The sequence below is a fragment of the bacterium genome (genome assembly GCA_013360195.1).
Lineage (GTDB): Bacteria > Electryoneota > RPQS01 > RPQS01 > RPQS01 > JABWCQ01.
On record JABWCQ010000001.1, the window covers coordinates 199,364 to 213,634 of the forward strand.

At 52.8% G+C, this 14,271-nt stretch carries 14 protein-coding genes; all 14 read left to right on the forward strand.

Translation table 11 applies throughout. The annotated features are described in order from the left end of the window. The first annotated feature begins 29 nt into the window (after positions 1 to 29). Positions 30 to 1,496, forward strand: coding sequence for a hypothetical protein (locus HUU59_00890; GenBank protein NUO17992.1), 1,467 nt, complete (start codon positions 30 to 32; stop codon positions 1,494 to 1,496). After that, positions 1,493 to 2,185, forward strand: a complete 693-nt coding sequence (locus HUU59_00895; GenBank protein ID NUO17993.1) for a rhomboid family intramembrane serine protease — start codon at positions 1,493 to 1,495, stop codon at positions 2,183 to 2,185. The genes HUU59_00890 and HUU59_00895 overlap by 4 nt, the downstream gene beginning before the upstream one ends. A 24-nt stretch (positions 2,186 to 2,209) precedes the next feature. Continuing rightward, positions 2,210 to 4,903, forward strand: a complete 2,694-nt coding sequence (locus HUU59_00900; GenBank protein ID NUO17994.1) for a valine--tRNA ligase — start codon at positions 2,210 to 2,212, stop codon at positions 4,901 to 4,903. 52 nt (positions 4,904 to 4,955) lie between these two features. Next, complete coding sequence (locus HUU59_00905) at positions 4,956 to 6,293, forward strand: DUF4139 domain-containing protein (GenBank protein NUO17995.1); 1,338 nt, start codon at positions 4,956 to 4,958, stop codon at positions 6,291 to 6,293. Between the two features lie 8 nt (positions 6,294 to 6,301). Then, positions 6,302 to 8,398 (forward strand): ATP-dependent DNA helicase RecG, encoded by a 2,097-nt coding sequence (gene recG / locus HUU59_00910; GenBank protein ID NUO17996.1) that lies wholly within the window; start codon positions 6,302 to 6,304, stop codon positions 8,396 to 8,398. Between the two features lie 69 nt (positions 8,399 to 8,467). Then, positions 8,468 to 9,259: a ParA family protein gene (locus HUU59_00915; protein NUO17997.1), complete on the forward strand. Its 792-nt coding sequence runs from the start codon at positions 8,468 to 8,470 to the stop codon at positions 9,257 to 9,259. Continuing rightward, positions 9,256 to 10,128 carry a ParB/RepB/Spo0J family partition protein gene (locus tag HUU59_00920; GenBank protein NUO17998.1) on the forward strand — a complete coding sequence of 291 codons (873 nt, stop codon included), beginning with the start codon at positions 9,256 to 9,258 and terminating at the stop codon, positions 10,126 to 10,128. The genes HUU59_00915 and HUU59_00920 overlap by 4 nt, the downstream gene beginning before the upstream one ends. A gap of 30 nt (positions 10,129 to 10,158) precedes the next feature. Next, entirely contained in the window at positions 10,159 to 10,959 is an 801-nt protein-coding gene (gene rlmB / locus HUU59_00925; protein ID NUO17999.1) for a 23S rRNA (guanosine(2251)-2'-O)-methyltransferase RlmB, read from the forward strand. Positions 10,960 to 11,065: 106 nt separating this feature from the next. Further along, on the forward strand, positions 11,066 to 11,908 hold the full coding sequence (locus tag HUU59_00930) for a M23 family metallopeptidase (protein NUO18000.1): 843 nt from the start codon (positions 11,066 to 11,068) through the stop codon (positions 11,906 to 11,908). Between the two features lie 59 nt (positions 11,909 to 11,967). Further along, positions 11,968 to 12,426 (forward strand): polymer-forming cytoskeletal protein, encoded by a 459-nt coding sequence (locus HUU59_00935; GenBank protein ID NUO18001.1) that lies wholly within the window; start codon positions 11,968 to 11,970, stop codon positions 12,424 to 12,426. Further along, on the forward strand, positions 12,389 to 12,658 hold the full coding sequence (locus tag HUU59_00940) for an AtpZ/AtpI family protein (protein NUO18002.1): 270 nt from the start codon (positions 12,389 to 12,391) through the stop codon (positions 12,656 to 12,658). The genes HUU59_00935 and HUU59_00940 overlap by 38 nt, the downstream gene beginning before the upstream one ends. Next, a complete protein-coding gene (locus tag HUU59_00945; GenBank protein ID NUO18003.1) occupies positions 12,655 to 12,924 on the forward strand; it encodes a hypothetical protein in 270 nt (89 codons plus the stop codon). Before HUU59_00940 ends, HUU59_00945 begins: the two co-directional genes overlap by 4 nt. After that, positions 12,921 to 13,835, forward strand: a complete 915-nt coding sequence (gene atpB / locus HUU59_00950) for a F0F1 ATP synthase subunit A (protein ID NUO18004.1) — start codon at positions 12,921 to 12,923, stop codon at positions 13,833 to 13,835. The genes HUU59_00945 and atpB overlap by 4 nt, the downstream gene beginning before the upstream one ends. A gap of 98 nt (positions 13,836 to 13,933) precedes the next feature. Further along, positions 13,934 to 14,164 (forward strand): F0F1 ATP synthase subunit C, encoded by a 231-nt coding sequence (locus HUU59_00955; protein NUO18005.1) that lies wholly within the window; start codon positions 13,934 to 13,936, stop codon positions 14,162 to 14,164. The last annotated feature ends 107 nt before the right edge of the window (positions 14,165 to 14,271 follow it).

The window sequence follows — 14,271 nt, forward strand, 5'->3', positions numbered from 1 at the left end:
GCAGCTGGGCTGCGGAATATCTCTGGCCTTTGCCTGATTCCCGTACCTTGACCGGCGGGCATGCGGACAGCAGGTTGGACCACTTTCACGGCGGAGTGGACCTAAGAGCGCGAACTCCACTCAAGGTTGTCGCGCCGACGGACGGCTGGGTCGAACGCATCGGAACTAATCCTGCCGGCTATGGCAGAACTCTCTATTTCAGACTCTCCGATGGGAACACTGCGGTGTTCGGCCATCTGAGCCGTTATGAGCCCGAATTGCAGGAGTTGGTGAGAGACTCACAGCTTGTCCGCGGAACCTATCGGGTCGACTTTGTTTTCTCAGACAGCCTGACCGCACCGCGCTACAGCGCCGGCGAAGTTCTTTGCTACACGGGATCGAGTGGCAGAGGTCCTGCCCATTTGCATTTCGAGATTCGACACGGTGCCGTGCAGCTCGATCCGCTGAGTTTCTACAGACCACAAGACAATGACAAGCCCGTGATCGCTGCGATAAGTTGGGTAGAGTACTCTGACGATATTCCGCTCTCATCTGGCCGTGATCTTGTGCTAAGCGCTTCGCCTCGAGTTAAGTCGAGCGAACCGGTTGCATTTCTGATTCGTTGTTACGACCCCGGACCATGGGGTAGGAACGCTGTTCCTGCCGCAATTCGAGTTTATGTCAATGAACGGCAAGTGTACGAAGACTTGCCAAGTCGAATCGACCTGCTCTGTCCGGCGAATATTTACGAGAAGCTCGTGTATCGCGAATTCAGAACGAATGACCGTGATGTCCGGAGACTCTTTGATTGGCCGGAAAAGGACGCTGAATCTGAAATGGATTTGCCCCTCGGATGGATTGAGGATTTTATTGGCGTTGTCAGAATTGAAGTGGAAGACCGCAACGGAAACACATCTTCAGTCAGAATAGCTCTTGAAGCAGGCAGCGAGCGAAGAAACTTGCGCGCGCGTGATTCTGTTGAGACCCCGGAGTTCGTACTGACGGGTGACGACGTCTCCTTGAGTTGGGCTGAACTTTCTCCTCAAGGGCAGGAGATTCTCATTAACAATGACGATTTTGCTTTTCCTGCAAAGCTGGTCCTTACCGCAAACCAGCCGTTTGAACAGGGAAAATATTTCTTCAAAAGATCAGGAACCACCGGCAGGATTCCACTCTGGCGGATTCCCGGGGGGGCTGATGAAACGATTTCGTGCTATGTTTTGCGTGGTGGCACCTACGGTGTCGCCGTGGACGCTACTCCGCCGAAACTTGTTGTTTCAGGGAAAAGCGGCAAACTGACATTTACGCTTGTTGATGAGGAGTCTTCCATCGATGACGGCAGCGTAAAATGCCGCGTCAACGGTCAAACAGCGATTCCGGAATTTGAGTACGAAGAAGACGGTGGCCTGATTTGGACACAATCGTCGCTTGGGCGGGGTACCCACCGCGTACAATTTGAAGCAGCTAACAGGGCAGGCATGAGCAAGTCCTGGGACGTGGAAGTGAATATCCCGTGATTCCGATACGTGACGAAAATCCGACTCACTCGACACCTTTTATTACAGTTGCACTTATCGTCGCCAACGTCGTCGTCTTTGTCCTGCAAATGCTGCAAACTCCGGAAGCTCAGCAGCAGTTTGTCTTTGCTTGGGGTGCCATTCCAAATGAAATTGTTTCCGGATGGGATCTCCTTCCGGCAATTCCAGTCGCGTGGCTGACATTGTTTACGTCGATGTTCATGCACGGCGGGCTGATGCACCTCGGCGGAAACATGCTTTATCTTTGGATTTTCGGCAACAACATTGAAGACAGACTCGGTCACGTCGGTTTTCTATTCTTCTATGTTCTTGGCGGACTTGTGGCCGCCCTGTCACATGTCGTTTTCGATCCTGCGTCGGAGATTCCGATGGTCGGGGCTTCGGGTGCGATTAGTGCTGTTCTCGGAGCGTACATGCTTGCCTATCCGCGAGCGCATGTAATTGTTCTCCTGTGGATCGTCTTCTTCGTTCGATTTATCCGAGTACCGGCGATTCTTATGCTCGGTGTTTGGTTCTTCATGCAGCTTTCCGGTTTCTTCAATGAGATGAACAGGGAAGGCGGCGGAGTGGCGTGGTTGGCGCATATCGGCGGATTTGTCGCAGGCGTTGTCCTCGCATTTTTCGCCGGTGTCCGTCCCAAACGACCCGCATACTATTCTCGCTACTAAACCTCGAATTTATGACTTCCGGCTATGCCTCGAATTGAACTTGATAAAGCGTATTCTCCCTCTGCCGTGGAAACCCGGCTTTATGAATCCTGGGAACAACACGGCTACTTTCGCGCACAAATTCGCAAGGGGCACAAACCGTACGTCATTATGATGCCGCCCCCGAATGTGACCGGAATGCTCACGCTCGGCCATGTTCTGAATAACTCGCTGCAGGACCTTCTGATTCGCTGGCGCAGGATGAACGGCGATGATGTGCTCTGGCTGCCGGGAACCGACCATGCCGGTATCGCAACGCAAATCAAAGTCGAAGATCAACTTGCCAAAGAAGGATTGACGAGACACGATCTCGGCAGGGAAAAACTTGTACAACGAATCTGGGACTGGCGTGAAAACTACGGCGGAATCATTCTGCAGCAATTGCGACGCATCGGAGCAAGCTGTGACTGGTCGAGAACGAGATTCACGATGGACCACGACCTGTCACGTGCGGTCGCCGAAATCTTTGTGCGTCTCTACAATAAAGGCTTGATCTATCGCGGTAAGCGCATCGTAAACTGGGATCCCGACAAACAAACCGCGTTGTCGGATGAACAGGTCGAATACCGCAATGTTGCGTCAAGCCTCTGGCACTTTCGGTACCCCCTGAGTGACGGTAGTGGACATCTCATCGTTGCGACGACCCGACCCGAAACAATGCTTGGTGATACTGCTGTCGCTGTTCACCCCGGCGACGAGCGCTATCGGCATTTACACGGCAAGTTCGTCAAACTGCCGCTTACCAATCGCTTGATTCCCATTGTCCCGGACGATTATGTGGACAAAGAGTTTGGGACCGGTTGTGTGAAAGTTACTCCGGCCCATGACCCCAATGACTTCGAAATCGGCAATCGTCACGGGCTGGAATTCCTGATAGTTATCGGACCGGACGGCAAATTGACCAACCTTGTGCCCGAGCAGTTCAAAGGACTTGATCGGAAAGAGGCGCGCAGGAGAGTCGTTGCGGCTCTGGATGAAATCGGTTGTTTGGAGAAGATTGAGCCATACACGACTTCCGTCGGCCACAACGAGCGCACAGGTACCGTCATTGAACCGTTGCTCTCTGAGCAATGGTTCGTCCGTATGCAAGAGCTCGCCCAGCCCGCTATCGCTGCCGTTCGAGAGGGACGCGTTAGATTCCATCCGGAGCATTGGGAGAAAACTTACTTCCATTGGCTGGAAAATGTCCGCGACTGGTGTATCTCACGTCAAATCTGGTGGGGACATCGCATCCCGCTCTGGACCGTGCAGGAGACCGGAGAGATTATCTGCTCGCTCGATGACCCTTCGTCTGACCCCAGGTACGCAGGTCTGACTCTCGTGCAGGACCCGGATGTCGTTGATACATGGTTCTCGTCGTGGCTGTGGCCATTCTCAACCCTCGGTTGGCCGGAGCAAACGGATGACCTTGCTCACTTCTTCCCGAGTACGACGCTGATAACCGCGCCGGACATTATCTTCCTTTGGGTTGCGCGCATGATTATCGCTTCCGAAGAGGTGTTCGGTGTTGCACCGTTTACCGATGTCTATTTCACCGGCCTTGTGCGTGACATGCAGGGAAGAAAGATGTCCAAGTCACTCGGCAACTCTCCGGACCCGATTGACGTTATTGATACTTACGGTGCGGACGCGCTTCGGTTCACTATCATTTCGCAAACTCCCCGCGGCGGCGACATTCGCTTCGGGAGTGAGATGTGCGAGCATGGCAGAAACTTTGCCAACAAACTGTGGAATGCGACACGCTTTCTGTTGATGAACGTGCCCGAACAGGAAGAGACCTTTGCCTTTGATCCTGTCGAAATACTGCCAAGTTCGCCTGAAAACCTGATAGACCAGTGGATAACGTCTGCACTGTTCACCTGTGTCAAGGATGTTGATCGAGCATTGACAGAATTCAGATTCGCCGATGCGGCACGCCGAATATACTCCTTCGTTTGGAACGATTTCTGTGATTGGTATCTGGAACTCATCAAAGTCAGGCTGCAAGGTTCTCCTGTTGAACGCAAGGACGCACTGAAGCATGCACTCGGTATTCTGCATGGTATTGTCAGACTGCTCCATCCCGTCATGCCGTTCGTCACGGAAGAAGTTTATCAGACTTTGAGAAAACTATCCCAATCAACCTGGCCTGCGAACCATCGCTATCAAAGTGTAATGATGGCCAATTACCCCCCATATCAGGCGAGCCTTGTCGACAGTAATGTGGAATCGCAGTTCAGTAAGCTTCAGGATGTCGTAAACGCAATTCGAAACATCCGCGGTGAACTGCGGATTCAGCCCGCTTCGCGAATTCCTGCCGGCATTAGAATCGATCACGGCAGGTTGGGCAAGGAATGGGAGTCTCTCGCGGACTATGTTATCCGCCTGGCTGGACTTTCCGAGTTTGAAATGAACGCGAATCGTCCGAAAGGCTCTGCTTCGGCGGTCGTTCAAGGCATCGAAGTGTATGTCCCGCTGCACGGATTGATTGATGTCAATGCGGAACGCGCACGTCTCAAAAAAGAGGACGATAGACTGCTCAAAATTATCGACGGAACACGTGCCAAATTGTCCAATCCCAATTTTGTTGAGCGCGCGAAGCAGGATGTTGTTGATGCCGAACGCGAGAAACTCTCCGAACTGGAAGCTGCCCACAAAAAAATCCGCAACTTCATTGAAGAACTCGAAGCGGCACTGTAGTATCGCTGCTTTGAGTCCGGCGTTCTATCATGAAACCACCAAGAGGATTAAGATGATTCGCTTCTTTGCACAGCTTGCCGCACTTCTGCTGCTCAGTTCTGCTGCAATTGCCAAACCCGGCGTGTCTGTTACGGTCTACAACCAGGACCTTGCGCTGGTTCGCGATGTCCGTGAAATGGGATTCCAAAAGGGTCAAAGCGAATTGCTCTTCAAGGATGTCGCTGCGAGAATCGACCAGTCCTCGGTGCATTTTAAAGCGAGCGGCGTAACCCTTCTCGAGCAGAACTTTGACTTCGATCTCGTCTCGCCGGAAAAGCTGCTTTCAAAATACATTGATGAAGTGATTGAAGTTGTTGTAGAAGGCGGCGATGTTGTTTCAGGTAAGTTGCTGACAGCGTCCTCAAATACGATTGTTGTGCAATCGAATGACGGCAGCATCCGCTCTTTGCTGGCCGAATCGATTCAAGAGATTCGATTTCCCAAGTTACCGGAAGGCCTGATTACTCGTCCGACTTTGCGCTGGTTGGTAAACGCTCCCAACGGCGGTAATCAGGAGGCCGAGGTCTCCTATCTTACCGGTGGAATGAGTTGGAATGCGGACTATGTCGCTGTTATCGACGAAAGCAATCGTGCAGAGCTCTCAGCTTGGGTAACGCTGAATAACATGTCGGGTGCGTCTTATGAAGATGCCAAGTTGAAATTGATTGCCGGTGAGGTTCATCGCGCTCAGCAGCCCATGCCTAAGTATAATGATTTCATGCGCGCTGAGGTCATGGCAAGGGACGGCGGACGCCAATTCAGCGAAAAGTCCTTCTTTGAGTACCATCTGTATACGCTCGAACGATCCACCGACTTGCTTGACAATCAAACAAAGCAAGTCAGTCTCTTTCCAAACGCCGATGTACAGACCAAACGAATCTACGAGTTTGATAATAACCGCAATAACGGCAAAGTCTCCGTCTCCCTCGAGTTCTTGAACTCGACAGAGAATGACCTTGGCATCCCTTTGCCAGCGGGCCGGGTCCGAGTGTTCCAAAGGGATACCGACGGCTCGCAGGAATTTATCGGTGAGGATCACCTGGACCACACGCCGCGCGATGAGAAAGTGAGGGTTACCATTGGTAACGCCTTCGACATCGCTGTTGAAAGAGTTCAAAAGGACTACCGTCAAATCTCGAATACGGTCTACGAGCAGGATATCGAAGTGAAACTCAGAAACAAAAAATCTGATACTGTAACCATCGTAGTTGTTGACTATTCATGGGGTGATTGGGAGATAACGAAGTCAAGTCTTCCGGTGCGCAAGGTCAGCGCGAGCAAGTTTGAGTTTGATGCCGTCGCCCCGCCGGACAAGGAAGTGGTACTCACGTACACGATTAGAAATCGTTAGAATTCGTTGTGTCCGATCTCTTGAAGCAACCCGTTTCGGCTCTTCGACAAGTCGGAGAATTCCGCACTAAGGCTCTTGAGAAGATTGGCATTCTCACGCTGAATGACCTGATTCGTTACTATCCACGTCGATATCTTGACAGGTCAAGGCAGCTAAGTATACGCGATTTGGTTCCGACGGAATACGAAGTTACCATTGTAGGGAAAGTCATTTCGTCGGACACGCGGCGCACGAGAAGCGGGAAAATAATGCTGACCGCGCTCGTGAATGATCTCTCCGGTACCCTGAAGTGTGTCTGGTTTCAAGGCGCGCAGTATTGGCAGAAACAGCTAGTCGAGGGTGAATTGGTCGCTGTCAGCGGCAAGCTTGCCGACGAAGGACAGAACGTTTTCTATCATCCCGCCGTTGACAGGTTGGGTGAAGATGGTGATGAAAGTCGCATGTTCAGCACCGGCAAAATCGTCTCACTGTATCCAGTCACGCTGGAACTTCGAAAAGTTGGACTGGAATCACGAAACCTGCGGCGCATTCAGCAGGAAGCACTTGCACTTGTCAAGCACGCATTGGTGGAGTACCTTCCGACTGAGGACATCGCTGCGGCTAATGCGCTCCCGCTCCCGGATGCGCTCGTTCAAGTGCACTTTCCTGACTCGCCTGAGCAGATTGCACAAGCATGGCGCCGCATTCGATTTGAAGACTTTCTCTTTCACCAACTTCTCTTTGCGCTTCGGAAATACTACAACAAAGTTCTTCCCGGTGTCGGTCCGTTTGAGAATATCGGCCCCCTGACACGCAAGGTCCTGGATGCACTGCCGTTTCCTTTGACAAACGGACAAAAGGAAGTACTCTCCGAAATCCGACAGGACTTGGCTAGTCCCATGCCTATGCAGAGACTGCTGCATGGGGAAGTTGGTGCCGGAAAAACGACCGTTGCGTTACTCGCTGCCGCAATGGCCGCGGATGCCGGATTCCAGACGGCTTTCATGGCGCCCACCGAAATCCTTGCGCTGCAGCACGCGCGCACGATTGCGCCGCCTGCTCAAGCCGCCGGCCTTAATGTTCGGGTATTGCGCGGCAAAATTAGCGCAGCTCAGAAACGCGAAATCTTCTCCTCTGTTGCAGCCGGTGCCGTGGATATTCTTGTCGGTACGCACGCGCTGCTCAATGAAAAGCTATCGTTTCCCAGGCTCGGTTTGTTGGTCATTGATGAACAGCACCGGTTCGGTGTTGAGCAGCGTGCACAGCTGTCAAGCAAAGGCAAGAGACCTAATCTCCTGATCATGACGGCTACTCCGATCCCGCGCACGCTGAGGCTCTCCGAACTCGGGGATCTTGACGTTTCAACGCTGCACGAACTCCCCGGGGGACCCCGTGATGTTACAACTGTGGTCCGGTACGGGCCCGACCGCGACAGAGTTTATAAGTATCTGATTGATCAGGCGGAGCAGAATCAGCGCGTATTTATTATTTGTCCTTTGGTCGAGGAATCGGAAAATATTCAGGTCGAGGCGGCAATCGACTATCACAAGCGAGTCGCATCCGGAGTTTTGAAGTCTGTCAAGGTCGGATTGTTGCACGGAAGAATGAGCTCTGATGAAAAGGAATCGGCTGTAAAGGCATTTCGAGACGGAGAGACTCCTATCATGGTCGCTACGCCTGTCGTCGAAGTCGGGGTTGATGTTCCGGATGCTTCAGTAATGGTAGTAGAAAACCCTGAACGACTCGGTCTGGCGGCTCTCCATCAACTTCGCGGCCGAATTGGTCGTAAAGGTCAAAAGTCTGTGTTCATCCTCCTTCCCGGCCCGAAACTTACGGAAGAAGCTAAAGCCAGACTCAATGCAATTCAAACTACTAACAACGGTTTTGAAATCGCTGAACTTGACTTCAAACTTCGAGGAGCCGGTGAACTGTTTGGCACTCGGCAATCCGGTGAAGCCGAACATCGACATTACATTCCCGAGCGCGACGAAGTATTGCTCAATTTCGCGCGCGAACGAGCCTTTGCAATGGTGCAAAAAGATCCTGAGCTTACTGAATTTCCGCTTCTTCGGGAAAAGTTTCGCGAAACCCACCTGCCCAAGCTTGGTTTACTTGCTGGAGGCTGATGTCTCACGAAAGTTCTGTGTCGTCGTCGCCAATCGTTCGATCTGATCTTCTACTAATTGGGGAGTAATATGCCTACCAAGACTATCGCTATCGCAAACCAAAAAGGTGGAGTGGGAAAAACCACGACCGCCGTCCATCTTGCCGCCGGAATGGCACTCGAAGGCTATCCGACTCTGCTCGTGGATCTTGACCCGCAGGGAAATGCTACGGCGGGACTCGGCGTTACCCCTGCGGAAAGTCAGAACGGTGTGTACGATGTACTCATTAACGAGATGCCTGCGGTTGAGGCTGTGCGCCCAACGAATGTTGCAGGACTCTCATTGCTCCCTGCGGATACTCGTCTGCACGGTGCCGAAATCGAACTCGTTTCTAAACTCGCTCGCGAACGAATTCTCGCCGAAGCGCTGGACTCCGTCTTTGGGCAATTCCAGTTCATCGTGCTTGACACCCCTCCGTCGCTCGGACTGCTGACGCTCAACGCCATGGCGGCCGCGAACACTATTCTTGTCCCGATGCAGTGCGAATACTATGCGCTCGAAGGATTGGCACAGCTTATGAAGTCGGTTAATCTGGTCAAGAGGCACTTGAACACTTCCTTGGAAATTGAGGGAATCCTGCTTACAATGTATGACGGCCGGCTGAACCTGACCAAGCAAGTTGCAGATGAGATCACCGGTGTCTTCGAGAAGCGCGTGTATAAAACGATGATTCTGCGCAATGTCCGTTTGTCTGAAGCACCCAGCTTTGGTCAAACCGTTTATACCTATGATCCGCTGAGCCGCGGCGCACAAAACTACCGCGAATTCACCGTCGAATTTCTAAGTCATCAGCAACTTCCGCCGAGAGAGGCCGTCGCATGAAATCACACAAGGCGCTTGGAAAGGGATTACGGGCGCTCATCACCGAGGACGATGTTAATCCGACGTCTGCTGTGACACAAGAGGTCATGCAGATTGCGGTTGACATGATTGACCCGAATCCTTTCCAGCCTCGACAGGTTTTCAGGGACGAAGGGATTGATGAGCTCAAAAACTCGATTCTAAAACAAGGTCTGCTTCAGCCAGTCGTTGTCAGACCGGCTGGTGCCCGTTACCAATTGATCCTCGGTGAGCGTCGGTTGCGTGCCACCCGTGCCGCGGGCCTGAAAACCATCCCCGCGCAGATTAGAATTGTCGAGAGCTCCGAAGAGATGCTCGAATTGGCAATTCTTGAAAACGTCCACCGCGAAGACCTGACTCCAATTGAGCTCGCCCAGGCCATCGTTCGCTTGCAGCAGCAATACATGCTTACTCAGGAAGTTGTTGCCGAGAAAATGGGAATGAGCCGTGCCCATGTGGCAAACCTCGTCAGATTACTGAAACTGCCGCAGCGTATTCAGGGTGCGCTCACCGAAGGAAAACTTACCATGGGACACGCGCGGGCGCTGTTGTCTGTCGTGGATGAAGGTGAACAGCTCGAACTCTTCGAACGGTTTCTCGTGGACGGAAAGCTGACTGTTCGCACGGCGGAAGCGTTGACTCGCAAGCCGAAGTCATCCAAGCCAAGTCCGGGCAAGTCTACTGTCGCCGAGTCCCGCGAGACTAAGGCGCTGCAGCAAGTTGAGCATACCCTGAGCAGGCAATTGTCAACTCGTGTCAAGATCAAGCCGAAAGGCCGCGGCGGTACAATTGAAATTACGTACTACAGCATTGATGATTTGAATCGACTGCTTGAAATCGTTGACCGGTAAGACTCATTCTTTAATCAAAGGCACCTTTCCTTGCCTCGCCGACCAAGCTATGACCGAGACCGTTCCCCTTACGGTAATCGCCCCATTTCTGAACACGCGTTGACTATTTACGGTCGCAACCCCGTGCTCGAAGCACTCCGCCGCGGTCTGGTTTGCGACCTCGCAATTGCGCCCCGAGCGCACGGCGAAACCATTGACCGCATTCGTGAGCTCGGTGCTAAGCTGCGCGTCCCCGTGCGCGAGTCGAGTATACCCGACGTTGAAGCCGAGGTGCCGACTCAAGGTGTCCGTGCGCGCATTGAATTGCCGGAGATTCACGGTGACTTCGAAGTCCTCGAGGAAATCGTGGACAGAAAGCCCGCGCCGCTCGTCCTTCTCCTCGATGGCATCGAAGACCCCCGGAACTTCGGCGCAATTCTGAGGTCCGCCTACGCGGCCGGAGTCGATGCCGTGGTCTTCCGGAAGCGCCGTCAATCGCCGCTTACCGAAGTCGTCTTCAAAACCTCCGCGGGATGTGCTGCCTTGATTGACATGTATCAGGTCACGAATTTGGACCAAACCGTGCGCACACTCAAAGAAGGAGGTTGGTGGGTAGTCGCCGCGGCGCACGACGCTCAGGCAAGACTCTACACCGAAATCGATTGGGATAGACCTACTGTCCTTGTTCTCGGTGCAGAGGGAAACGGTGTTTCAAACATCTTACTCAAGCGTTCCGACCTCGTTGTCAAAATCCCACTCTACCGCCAAATTGACAGCCTTAATGTCTCTTCCGCGGCGGCTGTGCTCCTCTTTGAAGCTGCTAAAAGTCGTCAGCTTGAGCCGGAAATTTAATACTATCAATATTTTAGAAAGCAGATAGTTGTTTTTTTCACTTGACACTCCGAGTCTAATTCAGTATATTCCGAAATTCCTGATAGGTTTTCAGAACGGTTAAAGGATGCCAAACCTCCAAAAAGAGTGGACGGTCGTAGTCCTGTCTGAAAATCAAGCTCAAATGCGCCAGTTTCGTGTTAAGCGTCTCTGGTTCTACATCGCTGCAGGTGCTGGAATCGCTGCTCTTTCTTTGCTCTTGGTCTTCAGCTATATGACTTGGTCTCTGTCTTCGCAAGTCCAAGATAACACCGCGTTACAGGCCAAAGTCAAAGAGCTTGAATCCACGAACGAACGGATTCGCGATATAGCGGAACGGCTTGCTGAACTCAAACAGTTTGAGCAGCAGCTTCGGCGGGGTTTGCAATTGCCGGACGGAAATTTGCCATCGCCCGATGTCTTGAATCCGTCCCGGACGGAGCCGATTTCCTCGGACGAAATGTTGCCTGAAGATGAACTTGTCCTTGGTGTTTACGGAGAACGTGCCGCCGAGATTAGTTCAGAAAGCGTTCTGCCTGCTGATATTCCTACACATCCCCCCGTTCGCGGCTATGTGACCCGTACCTTCGAAGCTAGGCGTGATCTCAATGACCCCGGACACTACGGTCTCGATGTAGCTGCGCGCGAAGGTACCACGATTCAAGCGAGCGCTAATGGTCTTGTTCTGTTTGCTGGCTGGAGCTACCCTTACGGCAATCTAATCGTCATCGCTCACAAGTCAGGATACAATACCTTTTACGGCCACAACCAATTGTTGCTGGTCGCGCCCGGAGACCGCGTAATTCAGGGTCAACCTATCGCGCTCCTCGGGAATTCCGGGCGCAGTTCCGCGCCGCATCTTCACTTCGAAATCTGGAAAGACGGAGTCAGGGTTGATCCCGAGTCCGTCCTGGCGGGCAGTGCTGGCTGATTGTTGCCGGCCTGCCGCTGATTCATCTTCAGCCAATTCCCAAAAGGGAGGACGGGCGCATGGCTAAATGGACTCGCTTGACATCTTCGGATAGCTCGTCCGGAGAGATGTCCACTTTGCTCGCCAAGGATGCCGAGATTATCGGCACACTCAAAACTCAAGGCTCACTGCGAATTGATGGCCGCGTCAAAGGTGACGTGGTCTGCGCCAAAATGGTCACCATCGGCACGACCGGACTTGTCGATGGGAACATTAAGGCCGATAGCATTATCGTCGCGGGTCGTGTAAAGGGTTCCCTCGTCGCTAAGCAAAAGGTTCATCTGGAAGCTTCTGCTGAACTCGAGGGAGATCTCTCCGCGAGCAAGCTCTCGATTCAGGAAGGCGCGAAGGTCCGAGGTCATACGGCAACAGATGACAGTAAGGTCCCTGTTGCCCTTCCCACGATCACTCTGTCTCCGGAAGTTGATTCCGAAGCCGATCTTGTTCCACGCAACCGCCCGGTCTCTGCCGCGTCCTGAGTTGCTTGAAAGCTTTCAGCCGCCCCGCCAGGACCCTCTGGCCATTGGCCTCACAATTGTCGCAGCAACAGCTTTGTTTGGAATTATCGGCTGGTGGATTGATTCAAAATTGAAGACCTTTCCGCTGCTGATGACGGTCGGCGCGGTAGTTGGCTTCGCGGCCGCTTTGTATCGCACGATCCTGTTGATTCGCAACCTTGACAACTCAGACAAATCCGATCAAAGGGAATGAATTCGTTCCTCATCGGTATGTCAATCGGAGCTGCTGCCTCCATCCCCGCCCTGGTCCTTGCCTGGTTCAAAGCCCGGCGCGGCATGACAAACTTCGTCAAACTGTGGGGAATCGGCGTCGCCTTGCGATTCACAATTATCGGTCTTGGCCTCTTCTGGCAGATGCAGAAGCCCGAAATCGGTAAGATTGCTTTGGTACTCGGTATCGTTCTCGCTTTCTATATCAGTCTTGTCATCGAATTCTTGATTTCTAAATCCGCCAAATGAACTTATCACGGTTACTTATCGTCATTGGTATCGCTGCGGTCTGCGGCCTTGCGCTGGCCAAGGAAAAACCGCGTGTCGCTGCCGCTGGGCAGCAGCAAGAGCACGCGAATGCTGAGACGCATGGACATGAAGACGGACTTGGAACGACGCTTGTACATATTCTTGAACACCACCTTGTTGATTCAGATCACATGGAGCTGTTCGGTCTCGATATTCACCTTCCCACGTTCGAATTCGGAAACTTCAAATTCACCCTTACCAAGCACCGCTTGTGGTGGTTGATCGCCCTCTCACTGATGGGGTTACTGGTCTGGTCTGCGGCGCGCCAAAAGACTCAGGTTCCGACAGGGCTCCGCAATGCCCTGGAAGGCTTGATCGGATTTGTCCGAAATGAAGTTGTAAAACCGAATTTGCATGAGAAGACGGATTTCTTCATGCCCTACTTCATGTCGCTGTTTACCGGCATTCTGTTTTCAAATCTGCTCGGTCTCCTTCCTTGGGGAAGTTCCGCGACTGGCAATGTTAACGTTACCGCCGGCCTGGCCCTATGCACTCTTAGCTTGATGGTCGGCATGGGAATACGGGTTAACGGCCTCGGCGGATTTCTGCATCACTTCGCGCCTCCCGGCGTTCCCGGATGGCTGATGCCGCTGATGATCATTATCGAAATCGTCAGTTTCTTGATTCGCCCCTTTGCGCTGACGATTCGTCTCTTTGCAAATATGCTCGCCGGGCACGCTGTGCTCGCCGTGCTGCTCGGACTCATTGTTAGCTTGATGTTTGCCGCACCTGCTATCGCTGTGGCAGTTGGCGTTTTCCTGCTCGAAATAATCGTGGCCCTGATTCAGAGCTACATCTTCATCATGCTGACGGCAACGTTCATGGGACTGACCATGCACCCGTCCCATTGACGTTCGCACGTCTGTCCGGTGTGTCCCCTGCTGCCGGAATCTGAAATCGCACTATTTCTCTTATCTTTTTCACGCAATCTTTTCGGAGAAACTCGAAAATGGAACTCGGAAACGGACTCGCTTTGCTCGGCGCCGGATTGGGCGCTGGACTCTTTGCTCTCGGTGCTGGTATCGGCATCGGCTCTATCGGTAAAGGTGCCATGGACGGTATTGCACGTCAACCGGAATCTGCCGGCAAAATTCAGGGTGCCGCCCTCGTCATGGCCGGACTGGTCGAAGGTGCAGCCCTCTTTGCTTTCTTGATCTGCATCCTCATCTGGACCAAGTAAGATTGTCGATCGGCCGCGGCTGCGGCTGCCGTATGAACAATGCACTCGCTGCGCTGCGAAAATGCGCGGCAGTTTTTCCGCGGAATCTGAAACTGTAGCACTAAAGC